Raw genomic sequence first — 18,881 nt, forward strand, 5'->3', positions numbered from 1 at the left:
CATAAGTGCAGGCGCTTCACTCGTTCATGGATTGAACGGAGGTGCCTGTCGCTTTGCTTTTGAGTCAGCCCCAACTTGTATCATTTTACAATTACATAGAAAGAGGTGCTAACAAGTGAAAGCAAAACAACAAGTGATAGGACTGCCTGCTTATAAGCCAGGAAAACCGATTGAGGAAGTTAAACGTGAATTAGGGTTAGAGCGAGTTGTTAAACTTGCATCAAACGAAAATCCATTTGGAGCATCGAAAAAAGTAGCAGAAGCGATTTCAAATAATGCGGCTAATACAGCGATTTATCCTGATGGTTATGCTGCAGAACTACGAAATAAAGTTGCACAATTTGTAAATGTACAACCAGATCAGCTTATATTTGGAAATGGTTCCGATGAAGTCATTCAATTGCTATGTCGGACATTTTTAACGCCGGATACGAATACCGTTACTGCTGATCCTACTTTTTCACAATATAAGTTAAACGCAGTCATTGAAGGTGCTGAAGTTCGGGAAGTTCCGTCTGTTGATGGGGTACATGATTTAGATGCGATGCTTGAAGCGATTGATGAAAATACGAGAATTGTTTGGGTATGTAATCCGAACAATCCATCAGGTACATACGTTAATGAACAAGCTTTTAAATCGTTTTTATCACGTGTTCCAAAAGATGTACTTGTCGTTTCTGATGAAGCCTATTATGAGTATGTGACAGCTGTAGATTTTCCAGAAACTGTTCCGTTATTAGAGCAATATAATAACTTAGTCATCTTACGGACGTTTTCGAAGGCATATGGAATGGCTGCTCTTCGCATTGGTTATGGCATAGCAAATGCGGAAGTCATTTCACTTATTGAACCCGTTCGTCCACCGTTTAACACGACAACATTTGCACATGCAGCTGCGATGGCCGCTTTGGATGATCAACAATTTATAAAAGATTGTTATGCAAAGAATAAAGAGGGTATCCAGCAGTACGTTACTTTTTGTGAGAAATACGAGCTCAAATATTACCCAACTCAAACGAACTTTCTATTAATTGATTTCGGCATCCAAGGGGATGAAATTTTTAATTATCTATTAAAGAAAGGGTATATTATTCGTTCAGGGAATGCGCTCGGTTTTCCTACATGTGCACGAATAACAGTAGGGAGCCAGGAAGAAAATGCGGGTATTATTCAAGAGCTCTCAGTTTGGCTTGAAGAAAGAAAAGTGAACTCTGTAGGCTAGAAGGAGATTGTGACGTGGAGAAACGTAAAGTATTTGTTATCGGTCTTGGATTAATCGGCGGCTCTATTGCATTAGCAATAAAAAGAGAACACGAAGTCCACATTGTTGGATATGATATCAATGAACACCAAGTAAAAATGGGTCTTTCTTTAAAAGTGATTGATGATGTAGCCGATTCAATCCGAGCCGGGGTGAAAAATGCAGATCTAATTATATTAGCAACACCAGTTACAAAAACTGAACAATTAATAGAAGATATTTCAACCTATGAATTAAAACCTGGTGCAATCATTACGGATGTAGGAAGTACAAAAAAACGTATTTTCCAAAGTGCAAATTGCCTGCAGGAAATGGACGTTACATTTATCGGTGGGCATCCTATGGCTGGCTCTCATAAAAGTGGTGTCGAAGCAGCGAGAGCGCATTTATTCGAAAATGCTTTCTATATCCTAACACCTGTTGAGCAAACAAATATGAATAAAATCATTCAGCTGCAAAATTGGTTAAAAGGAACGAGAGCTCGGTTTATCGAAATGTCACCTGAACAACATGATCGACTCGCGGGTGCGATTAGTCATTTTCCTCATATCGTGGCTGCCAGTCTCGTCCACCAGGTTGCAAAAATAGAGGAAGAAGATCCGCTAGTTTCACGGCTAGCAGCTGGAGGCTTTCGAGATATAACGAGAATAGCATCAGGTAGCCCTGTCATGTGGCGTGATATTCTAATTCATAATAAAGACAGCTTGATTGAGTTGTTAGATAAATGGCAAGAAGAAATGAACTATGTTAGAGTGCTTATAGAACAAGAAGAAGACGAGAAGATCCGGCAGTATTTTGACCACGCGAAGAAATTTCGTGATGGATTACCGATTCACAAAAAAGGTGCTATTCCTGCGTTCTATGATTTATATGTAGATGTCCCCGATCATCCAGGGGTTATTTCGGATATAACTGGTATTTTAGCTAAAGAAAATATTAGTATAACGAACATTCGTATTATTGAGACGAGAGAAGATATTATGGGTGTCCTCAGGCTCAGCTTCCGTTCAAATGAAGATCGAGAAAAGGCAGAGATGAGTTTGAAATCCCAGTTGTATGAAACTAATGTAATGGAGTGAGAGAGAAGTGAACAATAAAGTAGAAAAAGTGACTGGTGGCTTAAACGGAACTATAAAAGTACCAGGAGATAAATCAATTTCTCATCGTGCCGTTATGTTTGGAGCGATCGCTAATGGAACGACGACGATAGAAGGATTTCTTCCTGGTGATGATTGTTTAAGCACAATTGATTGCTTTCAAAAATTAGGCGTTCAAATAGAAGCCAGTGGTGACAAAGTAAAAGTTGACGGTAAAGGTTGGAGTGGATTAGTTGAGCCGACTGAAATTCTCGATGTTGGAAATTCAGGAACAACGACTCGATTAATGCTAGGAATTTTAGCTACACGACCTTTTCATTCGGTGGTCATAGGTGATGCGTCGATTGCGAAGCGACCGATGTCAAGAGTTACTGAACCATTACGACAAATGGGGGCGACTATTGATGGACGTAACAATGGGGATTTGACTCCATTATCAATCCGAGGTGGTCATACAAGTGGAATTGATTTTACTTCTAAAGTGGCGAGTGCTCAAGTGAAGTCATCGATCTTACTTGCCGGATTACAAAGTGAAGGGGTTACAAGTGTAACGGAACCCCATTTATCACGAGACCATACTGAAAGAATGCTCCAAGCTTTTGGTGTGGACGTGCAAAGAGAAGGACTGACCGTATCTGTAAAAGGTGGACAAGAGCTTACCTCACAACATATCGTTGTTCCAGGAGACATTTCTTCTGCTGCATTTTTCTTAGTTGCAGGTGCAATTGTTCCTAGTAGTCGTATCGTTCTTGAAAATGTAGGGGTAAATCCTACGCGTACTGGAATTATAGATGTTTTACAGCAGATGGGTGCTAATCTTGAATTAATGAATGAAAGAGAAACAAATGGAGAGCCTGTAGCTGATCTTGTAATTTCTACTTCTGAGCTTCAAGGATGTGAAATCGATGGAGATATCATTCCACGATTAATCGATGAAATTCCAGTTATAGCAGTATTAGCGACACAAGCCCAAGGGAAAACTGTGATTCGTGATGCAGAAGAACTTAAAGTGAAAGAAACGAATCGAATTGATACGGTCGTAAGTGAATTAAAGAAACTAGGAGCAAAGATTGAAGCGACAGATGACGGCATGATCATAGAAGGACCTGTACAACTTCAAGGAAATACGGTTAATAGTCATGGAGATCATCGTATCGGAATGGCAATGGCCATTGCCGGATGTATCGCTAATGGTAATGTTACTGTTGAAAATAGTGGGGCCATTGCTGTGTCATACCCTAATTTCTTTGAGCATATTAACAATTTAAAATAATATTATGCTAGCTTCATGAATGTCTGAACTCTCAATGCAAGGTGTAGATGTATTCCGGTTTGTATGCAACTGCATCTTGCTGTAAAAGTTTTTTTCATTTTTTTAAGAACTGTATAAATAATTTAGGCTCTTTTCTCAAAGATTGTTGCTTTTAGCTCTTGGACCGTAAGCCAAGCGGATGCTTGGCTCTTCACGCATAGCGCAAAAAACGGTCCAAAAGCAACAAAGTTTACGAAAACAGCCATAATTTATATTTTTCTGATTTTAGGTATTGACTTTGTCAGTATTTTCTATATAATAAAAATTAGCGTATGGTTTCTCTCCACTCCTATCCATACTAATAGACTTTTTAGCGTCTTGCTAAACCTATTTGAAAGCGTTTACGTTTTCGAATAGGTCTTTTTTTTGCTAATACGCTTCTATTATTTTGTAAGCATTAGGTTAGAAATGGTTAGTAATGAAAAATTGGAATGTTTTTATCTGCCTCCTCATAGCTTGTCTATATAAGGAAGGTGGGATAGTGATGAAATACATTCTTGCAGATGCTAAAAGAGAAGAAGGTAATCCATTTCAAAAAAAATCCTACTACATTGAGAATGACTCAGTATCTTATGTAAATGATAAAATGGACAAACTTCAATTCACACGAATAAATTTGACTGGATTTACTTTGGCTGCTGGACATATTATGAATGATTTCAATTTAATGAATTTCGATCACAAAGAAGCATATAAAATGCGGTTTAAACGTTTGATTGAAAAAGGGTGTACGACGATTATTACGTATCCTTATGTAGATGAAGTTAATGAGCTAAAAAAGAAGCTAAGATTGGCTCGTCATAAGCTTATTAACAGCCCGATTGATTTTGTGATCGGAATTCAAACGTCAATTCACAGCCTAACACCGTTACTAATTCGAAAATGTAGGCTTGAAAAAGTGCCGGTCATTATCGTGAATATTCAATCACTTGACGACATTACAGGGGTTGCTTGGGGAAGAATTAAAGAAGCAATGCTTACTTATCAGCTATTAATCATTCCGCAATGGACAGAAACGTCACTGACAAGGAAGTTGGAGGAAAAGCTTGCTGAAGTATGGGATATGATATCTAATCAATATCGAATTCCAACGCATTTTCCGTTTCCGGGTGAACACGAACCATTACCAAAGGTTCTTTCGAAAAAAATTGGCCTTTACCCAAGGAAAAGTGAACTGATTGTTGGCAGCCATGTAGATTATATCTTATTTCAAAATGGTGAAACAGAACAAGATCCTGATCCTATCATACCGATCGAACCAGCAGTCGTCGTATTACGGGGAAAAGTATTAAAAGCTGGTGATTACGTATACTTCAAACCAGGCTTTGGCAGAGAGGTACGTATCACGTTACCTAGACACTTTTTGCCGATTAGTGAGGCGTTTAAGAAAGTTATAGATTATTGAAATGTTGTCAATAATGCGTAATGATAGTGTAATCATCAAAAGAGATTTTTTATTAATAATTGTGCTACCATCATAATAAAATTATGGTGGTGTTTTTATTTACAAAATGTCATGAAAATAAGATAGTATAAATAGGATACCTTTCCTGAGGTAAGTCGAATTAAAATGACGCTGATGCACCAAATTTTAGTAAGTGATTGAGCGGGAGGCTTTTATGCATAAGATTGTTGAAGCAGTACAAAAAATAGAAAATGGTAAAGTTGATCAAGGTCTGGCACAATTAGCTGAACTAGAGAATACAAGTAACCATGAAACAAAATTCGAATTAGCAGAAACCTATTATTCGTTAGGACATCTTGAGAAAGCGAAGCAAATGGTAGATGACTTAATGTTACTTTACCCTGATGAAGGGGAGCTATATACATTTTCTGCAGAGTTGTTAATTGACTTGGATCAAGAGGATGAAGCTATTGAAATGCTTTTAGAGATTAAAGAGGATGATCCTGCGTATTTGAGAGCACTTTTGTTGTTAGCGGACTTATATCAAATGCAAGGTTTAGATGAGGTGTCTGAGCAAAAATTACTCATGGCAGTTGAAAAAGCACCAGACGAGCCAATCGTATCATATGGATTAGGTGATTTTTACTTAGCTAGAGGAGATTTTCAAAAAAGTCTACCACATTTAAAGAAGGCCTATTACGCAAAGGTCAAATTGGATGGGATGAATATTGCTTTACGTTTGGCTGAAGCATATAGTGGTACAGGTGAATATGAAGAAGCCTTAAAGCTTTATGCTGAGGGCCTGGATCAACAATTAGACATACATGCATTATTTAATTATGGGTATACGGCGTTTCAGATTGAACAATATGAGCTTGCTATTGAACAATTTAATACGTTAAAGGAGCTTGATCCTGAGTTTAGTAGCGTGTATCCTTACCTTGCCAAATGTTATGAAGCACTTCACCGCTTTGACGATGCACTCAAGGTAATTAAAGAAGGGCTGAATGTTGATCAATTTAATGAGGAACTTTATGTTCACGGCGGGAAGTTAAGTTTTAAAATGAATAACAGTAATCAAGGTGAAGCATATTTAAGAGAAGTGATTGCAATTAATCCAAGTCATTTTGAAGCGGTGCGAACGTTGGCGGCATTTTTAAAACACGAAAATCGTTATGATGACCTTATTGACTTGATCGAACATTTAAAAGATATAGGTGAGGGTGACCCTGTATTAACATGGTATGAAGCACTTGCTAGATATGAAAGTGACGAAATGGATAAAGCGAAAGAATGCTTCGATGCTGTAAAAGTCGATTTCGGTGAAGATGCTGACTTTTTAGAGGAATATGGAAAGTTTTTAATGGAAAACGGTGAGCGGATTGAAAGTCTACGTGTCCTTAAGCAGGTAATAACAATAGATGATACTCGGTTACACATTAAAGAGTTAATTAATTATTTAGAAGAAGATCTACAGTAAATTTGTTCTCATTAAAGGATTTGAATGAGGATATGAAGAATAATTATATACATAAGATCCTTTCTGGTTGTCGTGTAGATGTGAATAAATGTATTAGCCTTTCGGGGAGGGAATCAGGATGAGCAGCACAATTTCAGTTTACGAAAAAAAAGAGTTTTTACGTTGGTTTCTAAATGCCTATCAGTTGAAACGAAGAGAGTGTGCATGGCTTTTAAATTACTTAATTAGTGATGAAAACTTAATGGAAAAAGTCCATTTCGTTGAAAGAGCTGAATTTTGTCCGAAAGCATTAATTATTTCTACGACGGACGTCGATCATGTCCCGTTTAGTTTTCATAAGCAAAAACATGTAACGATGGATGCAGAAAAAGCTTTTCACGATATTCGATTGAATAATAATGAGGAAGTCTATATTCAGTTGAATTTTTCAAACGCAAAAACGAACTCACATTATGTTGCTGTCCTTGAAGATAATCCGTTCGTGCCAGATAACGAAATGGCAACTTCTGATGCAATTCTAGCCGAGATTTTTCTTGATAAAGCGTTAGCTTCATTTCGAGAAAAGCAGTGGTACGAAGAAATTAATGAGGCATTAGACAATAGAGATGAAAAAACATTTAATAACTTAACAAAGAAGAAATAAAAAGGTAAAGCTGATTTATAAGGGTTTGGTTAGTCTTTAGAGAGTAGCTAAAACCTATAAATCAGCTTATTTTATTTTCGTTTGTTTTTCGATAAGATTAGATAGTAATAAATACTTTATTAGTTGTTAGGAGAGAGTAATAGATGAGATGGTTAGCTAAAGAGATGGACACTTATTTACAAGCAAAAGAATATGTGGATACTGCGATTGTTCCTTTGATCCCGATTAACTGGCAAGAAGAAATAAAATCTACTGTTGCCATGGGAGAGTTTATTTCGATTATTTCCAGTGAGCTCGAACGTCAATTCCAAGGTAGAGTGATTGAGTTTCCTCCATTTACATATTTAAAAAGTGAGAAGGATAGTAAGATGGAACGACTAAAAAGTTGGGAAAAGGAGCTGAAGGAAAATGAAATTAACCACATTATTTTTATCACATCTGATTTTGAATGGGAGCAAGTGAAACAGGATTTGACAGAAACTCTTATTTGGCTACCTTCGATCCCTTTAGAGCATATGGATCAAAAACATAAGATTGATGTGATAGAAGGGCAAATTAAGCAGCTTATTCCCTTTTTGACAAACAAGTGGCAAAATCGTTGATATTCTAAAATGCGACAGATTTTGACTTCTGAAAAGATTGACATTGAAAGAGTAGTTAGCTATCATGAGTATGTCCTAGTATTATATGTGTTAAATTATGTCCGGATGGACTTAACTTACAACGTAGGGGGGGAAAGAGAGTGAGTGAGAAAGATCATAAAGTATCAAGACGTCAATTTTTAACGTATACGCTAACAGGTGTTGGCGGTTTTATGGCTGCAGGTATGATAATGCCTATGGCTCGTTTTGCGTTAGACCCTGCTTTAAAAGTTGGAGCTGAAGGTGATTTAGTAGCAGTTGCACAAGTGGATGAAATTACAGAGGAACCACAAAGATTTAACTTTAAATTTGAACAAGTTGATGCTTGGTACACTTCTGAAGTAACAAGATCGGCGTGGATTTTCAAAAAAGGTGATGAAATCATTGCCTTATCTCCAACTTGTACACACCTTGGCTGTACGGTTGACTGGAACACAAATCCAGACTATGAAAACCAATTTTTCTGTCCGTGCCACTTTGGTCGTTTCGATTTAAATGGTACGAATATAGCTGGAACACCACCAACACGACCACTTGATGTGTATGACTTAGAGGTTAGAGACGGTACAATTTATTTAGGTAAACCAATTCGAAGAGGATAGGAGGGGCGTAATTCATGTTACAAAAAATTTATGACTGGGTTGATGAGCGTCTCGATATTACTCCAATGTGGCGTGATATCGCAGATCATGAAGTGCCTGAGCATGTTAACCCTGCCCATCACTTTTCAGCGTTTGTTTATTGCTTTGGTGGGTTAACATTTTTCGTCACAGTCATCCAAATTTTATCTGGTATGTTTTTAACAATGTATTATGTTCCAGATATTATTAATGCTTATCATTCCGTTGCATACTTACAAAATGAAGTAGCTTTTGGTGTAATCGTTCGTGGAATGCATCACTGGGGAGCTAGTTTAGTAATCGTAATGATGTTTTTACATACGTTACGTGTATTTTTTACAGGATCATATAAGAAGCCTCGTGAATTAAACTGGGTTGTAGGAGTACTTATTTTCTTCGTTATGTTAGGACTCGGTTTCACAGGTTATTTATTACCTTGGGATATGAAAGCGTATTTTGCAACTGTAGTAGGCTTGCAAATCGCTGAAGCAACACCAATTATCGGTGGATTTGCGAAAACTTTACTTGCTGGTGGAGAAATTATTGGTGCAGCAACGTTAACTCGTTTCTTTGCGATCCATGTATTCTTCTTACCGGGTGCTCTCTTAGGGTTATTAGGAGCTCACTTTTTCATGATTCGTAAACAAGGTATTTCAGGACCGTTGTAAAAATAAAAGACAATTAATAAAGGAGGGAAATCGATGCATCGTGGTAAAGGGATGAAGTTTGTTGGTGACTCTCGTGTTAAAGATATGCAACATAGAAAGCCCAACATTCCGAAAGATTATTCTGAATACCCAGGTAAAACGGAAGCGTTTTGGCCGAACTTCCTTTTAAAGGAATGGATGGTTGGGGCGGTATTTTTAATCGGTTATTTATGTTTGACTGCTGCTCATCCATCGCCATTAGAGCGTATGGCTGATCCGACAGACTCGGGTTATATTCCACTTCCTGACTGGTATTTCTTATTTTTGTATCAATTATTAAAGTATGAATATGTTTCTGGTGATTATACTGTACTTGGTGCAGTTGTTATTCCTGGGTTAGCGTTTGGTGCTTTACTATTAGCTCCATGGCTAGATACTGGGAAAGAAAGAAAACCATCGCGACGTCCTGTTGCTACAGGTTTAATGCTTTTAGCGATTATCGCTACAGTTTACTTAACTTGGGAGTCTGTTGACCAACATGACTGGGAAGCAGCAGCTAAGCAAGGGGCGATCATTGAACATGAAATCGATGATACAGCAGAGGGTTACGAAATTTATGCGTCACAATCATGTATTGGGTGTCACGGTAACCAAATGGAAGGTGGCTCTGCCGGTTACGCCTTATTTGAAACTGGATTATCAGTGGATGAGATTAAAGAGATCGTGACCAACGGACGTGGAGCAATGCCCCCTGGAATGTTTGAAGGTTCCGAGGAAGAGCTTGAAATCCTTGCTAAGTTTATCGCCAATGACGGACAAGCTGAATAATTACGATTGATGAAAGCTGACTTTTTAGTCAGCTTTTTTTGAAAGGTTGAAATTTGTTGAAATGATGAGTTTCCCTTAAAAAGGATTATTTATTCGACTAGTGTTTAATCAAAGGCTTTGACAGCACTAGTTTGTTATCTGTTAGAAATCAAGGAGTGTTTTATATGATTTCATTTCTTAAAATGTTTCGTCACCCACTTATGCTTTATATGCTTGTCATTATTAATTTTTTTGGAACAATTTACGGTTATTACTGGTATAAAGATCAACTAGCTGCTACACCGACACATTTTTTATTATTTGTACCAGATAGTCCAACGGCTAGTTTGTTTTTCTTATTTGCATTGCTTGCTTTTATCATAAGAAGAAATCTGCCGCTTGTCGAGGCTTTTGCGGCGGTGACTTTAATTAAATATGGATTATGGGCGGTCGCCATGAATATTGGAGCGGGGCTAACTGGTTCAGAGTTAGGTTGGCAAAATTATATGCTGATTGCTTCCCATTTAGGGATGGCCTTACAAGCTGTATTTTATTTACCTTATTACCGAATTAAAGGGTGGCACCTTTTGATTGTTGCTCTTTGGACTTTACATAATGATATCATTGACTATGTGTATAATATGCACCCATACGTTTCTTGGAGTCTCCAACCTTATATCGATCATATTGGATACTTCACTTTTTGGCTTAGCGTATTTTCGTTATTCATTGTTTATTTATACGGGGTTAGGGATGACCGTTTAAAGCTCTCGTTACGATAGTAGCAAGTATAATACGTAAACAAAAAGTGTCAACGTAGCAAATCACAGCTGGTTTATTTAGAAGTTTCGAATGATTCACCGCTATTCAGATTTATTATAAAAACTTGTCCTAAATTGGTCTACTCTTGTCCACCTATTCATAGATTTAGAGTAGATGAAGGAGGGACCGAAATGCGCTCGTTTTTACTCATAATCATATCCATTTTGATCTTAAGTATGCCATCATATAGTTATGCTACAGAACATAAGGAGTATTGGAGTTCTTTAAATGATACGTCTGATAAGGTGTTACAATTAGTAAAACAAGAAAAATATGAAGAAGCGAAACAATTGTTAGATTATTTTTCAAAGCAGTTTCTTTCAATAGATCATCAACAATCATCTTTATCGATGAGTGATCTTCAAATCATAACGAAATCATTTGAACGAGCGATGGAATCAGTTACTGCTGTTTCAATGAATCACGTTGAGCGTGTTAGACTGGCGACTGAATTTAGACTGGTTGTTGATGCATTAGCAAGTCCACATCATCCTCTCTGGTTAAGCTCAGAACAATCCATTATGAAATCATTGAATGAATTAAAGGGCACGATGCAGCAAAAAGATGCACAAGCTTTTAGACATAAAGTCAATGAGTTTTTACGTTTATACCAGATGATTCGCCCTGCTTTATTAGTGAGTGTAGAAGGTGAGCAAGTTCAAAAAATAGAATCACTTGTACAATTTATGGACCGCTATGGCACTGATATGATTCATGATACGAGTATGCAGAAACAATTATTTGTCATGGAAAAAGAGTTCCAAAATTTGTATCAGCAAGTTAAAGAAGATAGTGCAGATCCTTCGCTCATTTGGGTTATGCTAACGATAGGAGGGATGATCATCATGTCATTATCCTATGTTGGCTGGAAAAAGTATCGTGCAGAAAAACGGCGCGTCAAAGAAAGAAATCATTAAATTTCACTTTAACCAATGTAGAAATGTCATTAACTCGCCATAATATAGCTTGTTTATAAATTGACTTTTTTTGATATATAAAATAGAATTATTATTAATACGACTTATACATCGAAAGGTGAGTTGATGAAATGGGTTTAGGAGCGTTTATAGTTTATTTTGCGATTATCTTAATCATTCCGCTTTGGGCGCAAAGAAAGGTGAAGTCTGCATATAAAAAGTACTCTCAAATAGGAGCTTCATCCGGGATGACTGGTGCGCAAGTAGCACGTAAAATATTAGATGATAATGGATTATATGATGTATCTGTTGAACCAGTACGTGGGGAGTTAACTGATCACTATGACCCACGCGCAAAGGCAGTTCGTTTGTCAGAAAAAAACTATTACGGAAATTCGGTTGCAGGTGCTGCTGTTGCTGCTCATGAAGTTGGCCATGCCATTCAGGATGCTGAAGAATATGCATTTTTGCGTTTTCGGCATGCGTTAGTTCCTGTAGCAAACTTTGGGTCTAATACTTCTTTTATTATTCTTATAGCTGGTTTTATTATGGGGATGTCTGGATTAGTTCTATTAGGGATTATTTTTATGGCTGCTGCTGTACTTTTCCAACTTGTTACGTTACCAGTTGAATTCAATGCAAGTAGTCGTGCGATGCACCAAATGGTCTCTACTGGAATTATTCGTAATAATGAAGAACGTGAGACAAGAAAGGTACTAGATGCTGCAGCATTAACGTACGTAGCTGCTGCATTAGTAGCAGTGATGGAACTTCTCCGCTTTGTATTAATGTATATCGGGATGAATAATGACGACTAATAATAGAAAAATTTTTCTTATAATTTAACTTCAGCGATCAATCAAAAAATGAGGGACATAAATCACAATTCGATTTATGTCCCTCATTGATTTATTATTTTCTCCTCAAGAACCGAACCCTTTAATATATGTGTCACGTAATATTTCTATGTTTCCAATGGTTTTTTGTCTTCATCTAGAGTAAAGCCTTCCCCAATCACATCTTGAACATCATTAACGGTGACAAATGCATGTGGGTCGATTCGTTCAACTAATCCTTTTAGGCGGATTAATTCATTTCTACCGACAACACAGTAGAGTACTTCTTTTTCAGAACCGGTAAAACTTCCCTTTCCTTTTAATACAGTAGCCCCTCGATCCATTTCTTTTAAGATAGCACTCGCAATTTCAGGAACATGGTCTGATATAATAAAGGATGCTTTTGCAGAATAAGCACCTTGTTGAATAAAGTCAATTACTTTTGCAGCAATAAATACGGCTAATAAAGTATACATCGCTTCACGGTAATTCAAATAAAGTAGTGAAGATGCTATAACGAATGCATCAAAGAGAAACATCGTTTTTCCCATACTCCAGCCAATATATTTAAAGCCTAATTTTGCAATAATATCAACGCCGCCTGTCGTTCCCCCGTAACGAAATACCATACCGAGACCAACTCCGATAAATACACCAGCAAATAGAGCAGCTAGCGTCATATCATCATGAAGAGGTAATGAAATGATTGGATAACGTTGGAAAATATATAAAAAGAGTGAGACACTTAATGTACCAATTAAAGTATAGATAAAAGTATGCCTGCCTAATATGTACCATCCAACGAAGAATAATGGAATATTTAGTAGTAAGTTCGTAATGGCCGGATCAAAGTTAAACATAAAAAATAGGATTAAAGTAATTCCGGTAAACCCACCATCCGCTAAATTATTCTCCATATTAAAATATACGAGTCCAAAAGAAAGAATGGCAGATCCAAGAAGAATAAAAACTACATTTTTAAATTTTATGCGATAATTCATTTTATACGTCCTTTTCCTCCTTTTTGAACACGTATTCTATTATTAGCATGTTTACTGTATCGAATATTATAATGGATATGAAAAATTTGGGCAATTGTTTATTTAATTGTTTAAGTCTTCGAAAACAATACAAAAAATATTTTATGTTGTAAAATAAGCTTCAATGCGATAAATATTTGTCAAATGCTCATGAATTAGCTAACATGAACATAAGGGGTGTTGAGAATGGGAGAACGTAGCTTAAAAGATATGCAATGGGAAGTTGATGCATACATAAGTCAATTTAAAGAAGGTTATTTTAGTCCATTAGCGATGCTAGCGCGGATGACAGAGGAGCTAGGTGAATTAGCACGCGAAGTGAATCATTATTACGGGGAAAAGCCGAAAAAACATTCCGAGGATGAACGCTCAATGGAACAAGAAATGGGCGATCTTTTTTTCGTACTTATATGTTTTGCCAATTCTTTAAATATTAATTTAGATGAGGCATTAGAACTAGTTTTAGAAAAATTTAAAACGAGAGATGCAAATCGTTGGACGAGAATTGAGGAGGAATCATAATGGCAGAGGAAAAAATCAAAATCGTAATTGCTGGTCCTAGAGGGAATATGGGAAGTGAAGCAGTAAAAATGGTGACGTCAACCGACCATTTTCAACTAGTTGCAGTTGTCGATTCAAAAAACAATGGAAAATTATTAAAAGATATTGACAGACAACCTACAGTTGATATTCCAATTTATGAAGATTTAGTTGTCTGTCTAGCTGAACATGAACCACATGTATTGATCGATTTAACAGCACCAAAGTTCGGTCGAAAACATATGGAAATTGCATTTGATCATGGAGTTAGACCTGTAGTAGGTACGACAGGGTTTACGGAACAAGATATCGTTGAATTACGTAACATAGCTGAAGATAAGAAATTAGGAGCAATTATCGCACCAAATTTTGCAATTGGAGCTATCTTGATGATGAAATTTGCCCAAGCAGCGGCTAAATATTTACCTGATGTTGAAATTATTGAGAAACATCATGACCGGAAGCTTGATGCGCCATCAGGAACGGCATTAAAAACAGCGCAGTTAATCCAAGAAGTGCGTTCTTCAAAAGTTCAGGGACATCCAGAAGAAAAAGAAGAATTAGAAGGGGCACGAGGAGCTAATATTGATGGCATGCATATACATAGTGTTCGATTACCAGGACTAGTTGCTCATCAAGAAGTGATTTTTGGCGGTCAAGGACAAACGTTAACGCTTAGACATGACTCGATTAATCGTACATCATTTATGCCTGGAATTCAGTTGTCTGTAGATACAGTAATGAAAATAGATACATTAATTTACGGATTAGAAAATATTATTGAATAGGGGAATTCAAATGAGAATAGCATTTATCGCACATGATCAAAAGAAAACAGATATGGTTAATTTCGTTACGGCTTATGAACAAATTTTTAAAAAACATAAACTATATTCGACAGGTACTACCGGAAAACGGATCATGGAAGCCACTTCCTTAACAATTAACCGTTTTTTATCTGGCCCATATGGAGGCGATCAACAAATTGGAGCGCTAATTGCTGAAGATAAAATGGACCTTATTATTTTCTTTAGAGATCCATTAACTGCTCAACCTCATGAACCAGATGTAAGTGCACTTCTGCGACTTTGTGATGTTCACTCTATACCGCTAGCGACGAATATGGCTACGGCTGAAGTGTTAGTGAAAGGAATTGAACGTGGAGAACTGGAGTGGAGAAAGGAAAACCTGAGCCCTAAGGCCTAGAAAAAGTGAGGAGACATATGAAACTAAAAATTGGAATTAGTTGTTATCCTTCAGTCGGAGGCTCTGGGGTTATCGCAACTGAATTAGGGAAGCTATTAGCAGAACGAGGACACGAAGTTCATTTTATTACATCAAGTATGCCTTTTCGACTAGATAAAATTGATCCTAATATTTTCTTTCATGAAGTAGAAGTGAACCAATATTCGGTATTTAAACACCCTCCTTATGATTTATCTTTAGCAAGTAAAATTGCTGAAGTAGCAAGAAGACAGAAATTAGACTTACTTCACGTCCATTATGCAGTTCCTCATGCCATTTGTGCCTATTTGGCGAAGCAAATGGTCGGTGAACATTTGAAAATCGTCACGACATTGCATGGCACAGATATTACCGTATTAGGTGATGATCCTTCTTTAAGTGAGGTCATTCGATTTGGAATTGAACAATCCGATACTGTTACAGCTGTCTCCAATGATCTTGTTAAACAAACGCGTGAATTATTAGATGTAAATAAAGAAATTGAAACGATTTATAATTTTATTGATGAACGCGTGTACTATAAACGTGGAACTACAAATTTGAAAAAGCAATATCGTATTGAGGATGACGAAAAAGTGATTGTTCATATCTCTAATTTTCGACCTGTAAAACGTGTAAAGGATGTTATATTAAGCTTTGCAAAGATAAATGAACATCTTCCATCGAAATTACTTTTAATTGGAGATGGGCCAGAGTTAACAATTGCATGTCAACTCGTCAAAAAGTTAGGGATTGAAAAGGACGTTATGTTTTTAGGAAGTCAAAAAGATGTTGCTGAAATTTTAGCGATTTCCGATTTACTACTCTTACTGTCTGAAAAGGAAAGTTTTGGTTTAGTGGTATTAGAAGCGATGGCATGCGGGGTTCCAGTTATCGGGACAAACATTGGAGGGATCCCCGAAGTAATAGAGCATGAAAAAACAGGTTATATTTGTGAAGTAGGCGATATATCAGCGATTAGTGATAAGGCGATTACTTTATTAACCGACGAGCAGCTTCATAAAAACATGGTAAAAAACGCCTATCAAAGAGTGTTAAATCACTTCAGTTCAAAAGACATTGTTGATCAATATGAACGAATTTATCACTTAACTCTTAGCCGATAAAGAGGAGTAAAAAGTATGGAACCTGCGTTTGTAATTGGATCAAAAATCATTGGAAAATTAAAACAAGCAGGTTATGAAGCTTATTTTGTTGGTGGGGCAGTAAGAGATGTTTTATTACACCGTCCGATTCATGACGTAGATATAACGACGTCTGCATCGGTTGAGATCATTGAACACCTTTTCAAAACTACAGTTCCTCTGGGAAGAGATCATGGTACGGTCGTTGTTTGTCTCGAAGATCATTCTTTTGAAGTAACGACGTATCGGTCAGGTCATGAAAAAGCAATTTCATTGTTGGATGACTTACAAAAAAGAGATTTTACTATGAATGCAATCGCTATGACCGAAGATTGGACGGTCGTTGATCCGTTTCATTTTCGGTCAGACCTTGATCGTAAGTTAATTTGTGCAGTCGGAAACGGAATGGATCGATTCACTGAAGATCCTTTACGGATGCTGAGGGCTTGTCGTTTCAGTAGTCAGTTGAATTTTCAAATTGAGACGAATACGTTACAATCGATTGTCCAATGTCGTGGTCAAATTGAAAATGTTGCTGTTGAAAGAATTGTTTCAGAATTTGAAAAATTGTTAACTGCGACTTTCTTTACTCTCGGACTCAATTATTTGCTTAAAACAGGCTTAGCTTCATATATTTCGATTTTTGAAAATAAAGAGGAAGTACTAAAGAACCTAGTAGCCTTAAAGCTTGACAGGTTACAGTCCGTTGAGGAAGTATGGACAGCCTTTTTATTTGTCGATCGGAATGAAAGTGATCACATGATGTTTCTTAAGTGTTTAAGAAAGTCTAAAAAGATTTTAGCTTATGTTCATCTTTTATATATAGGGCTTAAGAGATATAAAACCGAAGGGTTTTCCAATAAGTTAATTTACGACCTTGGTCTAGATAATAGCTTGAAGCTTCGGAGGTTAATTTACGTACTAATACATTCTGATCCTTTACATTCAGAACAAGAGCTTTATAGTAGGTATGCTGAGCTTCCTATTAAAAGCCGCCATGATTTAAAAATTAATGGACATACACTTATACAAGTTTTTCATAAGAAACAAGGGCCATGGATCAATGAGCTTTTAGAGAAAGTTGAACAAGCTGTGTTAGCACTTGAAGTTCAAAATGACCATCGAGAAATATTAGCTTGGCTAAACGAAAGAGAGGGTTTTAAATGATGAAGGAGAAGCTTTTAGAGATGCTGTCAGAAGATGAGACAGGCTTTGTATCAGGGGAAAAAATCAGTAACCATTTAGGATGCTCAAGGACGGCGATTTGGAAGCATATTGAGGAGTTGAGAAAAAGCGGTTATGAAGTAGAAGCTGTGCCACGAAAAGGGTATCGTATTAAAAATAGGCCCAATACGATTTCACCACATGAAATTAAAGTTTATTTAAACACAGATCAAATCGGTCAAGAAATAACCTATTATGAATCATTACCTTCTACTCAAGAAATTGCCCATCGCCTCGCACAAGAAGGGGTAGAGGAAGGTCATGTCGTGTTAGCGGATGAACAGACATCAGGAAAAGGAAGATTAGGTAGAGTTTGGCATTCGCCAATTGGGACAAGCATTTCGATGAGTATTATCTTACGTCCGAAAGTTTCTCCCCAAAAAGCGCCACAATTAACATTATTAGCAGCAGTTGCTGTTGTAAGAGGGATTGAGAAGACAACGGGACTACAGTGCAGTATAAAGTGGCCGAACGATATCTTACTAAATGGAAAGAAAATTGTTGGGATATTAACAGAAATGCAATCAGAACCTGATTATGTGCATTCTGTCATTATTGGAATTGGAATTAATGTCAATCACAAACAAGAACAGTTTTCGTCGGAGCTTCGTGAAATTGCAACCTCACTGGCTATTGCTAAAGGAGAAGAGGTTAGTCGAGCAAAATTGATTAGTCATGTGTTCTTTGAATTAGAAGCTTTATATCATCAATATTTACTCGAAGGCTTTAATGTAATCAAACCATTATGGGAAAGCTATGCGGTAAGTCTTGGGAAACGGATTGTTGCAAGGACGATACAAGGTGTTATCGAAGGGGTAGCTAAAGGGATTACAAATGATGGAGTGTTATTATTAGAGGATGATGAAAAAGTTATTCACCACATTTATTCAGCAGATATTGAAATAAAATAAGGCTCTTCACGCTATTACGTGAAGAACAAAGTTTAAAAAAGGGTTTAAAATAAAAAAAAGTTGTCACAAATCTTCTACAATTTGTTATACTCTTTTTATGGGCAGTATCCATTAGAACTGCACCTTATGGATAAAACTACTTATAAAGTAGTTTAAAAAGGGTGACCAACTGAACTTTTAAACAACTTAAAAACAATCTAATGTAGTCTGCCTTGATCCAATCAGGACTGGGACAGAGGGATGAATCAAACCGATCAACTGTGCAAACAGTTTGAATTCATATTTTTTTATGAATCCTTCTATTTCCTA

The 18,881-nt window shown here is 36.8% G+C and carries 20 protein-coding genes; 19 read left to right on the plus strand and 1 reads right to left on the minus strand.

All coding sequences use genetic code 11. The features are described 5' to 3' along the window. Positions 1–115: 115 nt before the first annotated feature. From hisC to J0N78_RS08510, 13 genes are all read left to right on the plus strand, one after another. Positions 116–1,222, plus strand: coding sequence for a histidinol-phosphate transaminase (hisC, locus tag J0N78_RS08450; RefSeq protein WP_209122603.1), 1,107 nt, complete (start codon positions 116–118; stop codon positions 1,220–1,222). A 14-nt stretch (positions 1,223–1,236) separates the two neighbouring features. After that, positions 1,237–2,340 (plus strand): prephenate dehydrogenase, encoded by a 1,104-nt coding sequence (locus J0N78_RS08455; RefSeq protein ID WP_209122604.1) that lies wholly within the window; start codon positions 1,237–1,239, stop codon positions 2,338–2,340. Positions 2,341–2,347: 7 nt separating this feature from the next. Continuing rightward, positions 2,348–3,631 (plus strand): 3-phosphoshikimate 1-carboxyvinyltransferase, encoded by a 1,284-nt coding sequence (gene aroA, locus J0N78_RS08460; RefSeq protein WP_209122605.1) that lies wholly within the window; start codon positions 2,348–2,350, stop codon positions 3,629–3,631. A gap of 523 nt (positions 3,632–4,154) precedes the next feature. After that, positions 4,155–5,075: a hypothetical protein gene (locus tag J0N78_RS08465; RefSeq protein WP_209122606.1), complete on the plus strand. Its 921-nt coding sequence runs from the start codon at positions 4,155–4,157 to the stop codon at positions 5,073–5,075. 214 nt (positions 5,076–5,289) lie between these two features. Next, positions 5,290–6,555: a tetratricopeptide repeat protein gene (locus J0N78_RS08470; protein WP_209122607.1), complete on the plus strand. Its 1,266-nt coding sequence runs from the start codon at positions 5,290–5,292 to the stop codon at positions 6,553–6,555. Positions 6,556–6,673: 118 nt separating this feature from the next. Continuing rightward, positions 6,674–7,198, plus strand: coding sequence for a ReoY family proteolytic degradation factor (locus J0N78_RS08475; protein ID WP_209122608.1), 525 nt, complete (start codon positions 6,674–6,676; stop codon positions 7,196–7,198). A 143-nt stretch (positions 7,199–7,341) separates the two neighbouring features. Next, complete coding sequence (locus tag J0N78_RS08480; protein WP_209122609.1) at positions 7,342–7,800, plus strand: YpiF family protein; 459 nt, start codon at positions 7,342–7,344, stop codon at positions 7,798–7,800. A gap of 140 nt (positions 7,801–7,940) precedes the next feature. Then, positions 7,941–8,441 carry a QcrA and Rieske domain-containing protein gene (locus J0N78_RS08485; RefSeq protein WP_209122610.1) on the plus strand — a complete coding sequence of 167 codons (501 nt, stop codon included), beginning with the start codon at positions 7,941–7,943 and terminating at the stop codon, positions 8,439–8,441. Positions 8,442–8,455: 14 nt separating this feature from the next. Next, positions 8,456–9,127, plus strand: a complete 672-nt coding sequence (qcrB, locus tag J0N78_RS08490) for a menaquinol-cytochrome c reductase cytochrome b subunit (RefSeq protein WP_075384751.1) — start codon at positions 8,456–8,458, stop codon at positions 9,125–9,127. Between the two features lie 33 nt (positions 9,128–9,160). Next, positions 9,161–9,934 (plus strand): menaquinol-cytochrome c reductase cytochrome b/c subunit, encoded by a 774-nt coding sequence (locus J0N78_RS08495; RefSeq protein ID WP_209122611.1) that lies wholly within the window; start codon positions 9,161–9,163, stop codon positions 9,932–9,934. A 164-nt stretch (positions 9,935–10,098) separates the two neighbouring features. Beyond that, positions 10,099–10,695 (plus strand): DUF1405 domain-containing protein, encoded by a 597-nt coding sequence (locus J0N78_RS08500; protein WP_209122612.1) that lies wholly within the window; start codon positions 10,099–10,101, stop codon positions 10,693–10,695. A 171-nt stretch (positions 10,696–10,866) separates the two neighbouring features. Continuing rightward, a complete protein-coding gene (ypjB, locus tag J0N78_RS08505; protein WP_209122613.1) occupies positions 10,867–11,652 on the plus strand; it encodes a sporulation protein YpjB in 786 nt (261 codons plus the stop codon). A 131-nt stretch (positions 11,653–11,783) separates the two neighbouring features. Next, the gene (locus tag J0N78_RS08510; protein ID WP_209122614.1) at positions 11,784–12,470 is read left to right on the plus strand and encodes a zinc metallopeptidase; all 687 of its coding nucleotides are present in this window, start codon (positions 11,784–11,786) and stop codon (positions 12,468–12,470) included. 146 nt (positions 12,471–12,616) lie between these two features. Here the strand turns inward: J0N78_RS08510 and J0N78_RS08515 are convergent, their stop codons facing one another. Then, a complete protein-coding gene (locus J0N78_RS08515; protein ID WP_209122615.1) occupies positions 12,617–13,489 on the minus strand; it encodes a YitT family protein in 873 nt (290 codons plus the stop codon). A 225-nt stretch (positions 13,490–13,714) separates the two neighbouring features. On the opposite strand from J0N78_RS08515, the gene J0N78_RS08520 reads away from it, so the two are divergent. Genes J0N78_RS08520 through J0N78_RS08545 form a run of 6 tightly spaced genes read left to right on the plus strand, consistent with a single transcriptional unit; the run spans position 13,715 to position 18,572 of the window. Beyond that, on the plus strand, positions 13,715–14,050 hold the full coding sequence (locus J0N78_RS08520; protein WP_209122616.1) for a nucleotide pyrophosphohydrolase: 336 nt from the start codon (positions 13,715–13,717) through the stop codon (positions 14,048–14,050). Continuing rightward, the gene (dapB, locus tag J0N78_RS08525) at positions 14,050–14,856 is read left to right on the plus strand and encodes a 4-hydroxy-tetrahydrodipicolinate reductase (RefSeq protein WP_209122617.1); all 807 of its coding nucleotides are present in this window, start codon (positions 14,050–14,052) and stop codon (positions 14,854–14,856) included. The genes J0N78_RS08520 and dapB overlap by 1 nt, the downstream gene beginning before the upstream one ends. Before the next feature lie 10 nt (positions 14,857–14,866). Then, positions 14,867–15,274: a methylglyoxal synthase gene (gene mgsA / locus J0N78_RS08530; RefSeq protein WP_209122618.1), complete on the plus strand. Its 408-nt coding sequence runs from the start codon at positions 14,867–14,869 to the stop codon at positions 15,272–15,274. A gap of 17 nt (positions 15,275–15,291) precedes the next feature. Then, positions 15,292–16,419, plus strand: coding sequence for an N-acetyl-alpha-D-glucosaminyl L-malate synthase BshA (gene bshA / locus J0N78_RS08535; protein ID WP_209122619.1), 1,128 nt, complete (start codon positions 15,292–15,294; stop codon positions 16,417–16,419). A gap of 15 nt (positions 16,420–16,434) precedes the next feature. Further along, entirely contained in the window at positions 16,435–17,604 is a 1,170-nt protein-coding gene (locus tag J0N78_RS08540) for a CCA tRNA nucleotidyltransferase (protein WP_209122620.1), read from the plus strand. Then, a complete protein-coding gene (locus J0N78_RS08545) occupies positions 17,604–18,572 on the plus strand; it encodes a biotin--[acetyl-CoA-carboxylase] ligase (RefSeq protein WP_374193895.1) in 969 nt (322 codons plus the stop codon). Before J0N78_RS08540 ends, J0N78_RS08545 begins: the two co-directional genes overlap by 1 nt. The last annotated feature ends 309 nt before the right edge of the window (positions 18,573–18,881 follow it).

The sequence above is a fragment of the Alkalihalobacillus sp. BA299 genome, from assembly GCF_017745675.1.
GTDB lineage: Bacteria > Bacillota > Bacilli > Bacillales > Bacillaceae_F > Alkalihalobacterium.

Bases quoted from the DNA above. Each gene is read 5' to 3' on its own strand.
- J0N78_RS08465 (WP_209122606.1), top strand. From the start codon at position 4,155: ATGAAATACATTCTTGCAGATGCTAAAAGAGAAGAAGGTAATCCATTT.
- J0N78_RS08470 (WP_209122607.1), top strand. From the start codon at position 5,290: ATGCATAAGATTGTTGAAGCAGTACAAAAAATAGAAAATGGTAAAGTT.
- J0N78_RS08475 (WP_209122608.1), top strand. From the start codon at position 6,674: ATGAGCAGCACAATTTCAGTTTACGAAAAAAAAGAGTTTTTACGTTGG.
- J0N78_RS08480 (WP_209122609.1), top strand. From the start codon at position 7,342: ATGAGATGGTTAGCTAAAGAGATGGACACTTATTTACAAGCAAAAGAA.
- qcrB (WP_075384751.1), top strand. From the start codon at position 8,456: ATGTTACAAAAAATTTATGACTGGGTTGATGAGCGTCTCGATATTACT.
- J0N78_RS08495 (WP_209122611.1), top strand. From the start codon at position 9,161: ATGCATCGTGGTAAAGGGATGAAGTTTGTTGGTGACTCTCGTGTTAAA.
- J0N78_RS08500 (WP_209122612.1), top strand. From the start codon at position 10,099: ATGATTTCATTTCTTAAAATGTTTCGTCACCCACTTATGCTTTATATG.
- ypjB (WP_209122613.1), top strand. From the start codon at position 10,867: ATGCGCTCGTTTTTACTCATAATCATATCCATTTTGATCTTAAGTATG.
- J0N78_RS08510 (WP_209122614.1), top strand. From the start codon at position 11,784: ATGGGTTTAGGAGCGTTTATAGTTTATTTTGCGATTATCTTAATCATT.
- J0N78_RS08515 (WP_209122615.1), bottom strand. From the start codon at position 13,489: ATGAATTATCGCATAAAATTTAAAAATGTAGTTTTTATTCTTCTTGGA.
- J0N78_RS08520 (WP_209122616.1), top strand. From the start codon at position 13,715: ATGGGAGAACGTAGCTTAAAAGATATGCAATGGGAAGTTGATGCATAC.
- dapB (WP_209122617.1), top strand. From the start codon at position 14,050: ATGGCAGAGGAAAAAATCAAAATCGTAATTGCTGGTCCTAGAGGGAAT.
- mgsA (WP_209122618.1), top strand. From the start codon at position 14,867: ATGAGAATAGCATTTATCGCACATGATCAAAAGAAAACAGATATGGTT.
- bshA (WP_209122619.1), top strand. From the start codon at position 15,292: ATGAAACTAAAAATTGGAATTAGTTGTTATCCTTCAGTCGGAGGCTCT.
- J0N78_RS08540 (WP_209122620.1), top strand. From the start codon at position 16,435: ATGGAACCTGCGTTTGTAATTGGATCAAAAATCATTGGAAAATTAAAA.
- J0N78_RS08545 (WP_374193895.1), top strand. From the start codon at position 17,604: ATGAAGGAGAAGCTTTTAGAGATGCTGTCAGAAGATGAGACAGGCTTT.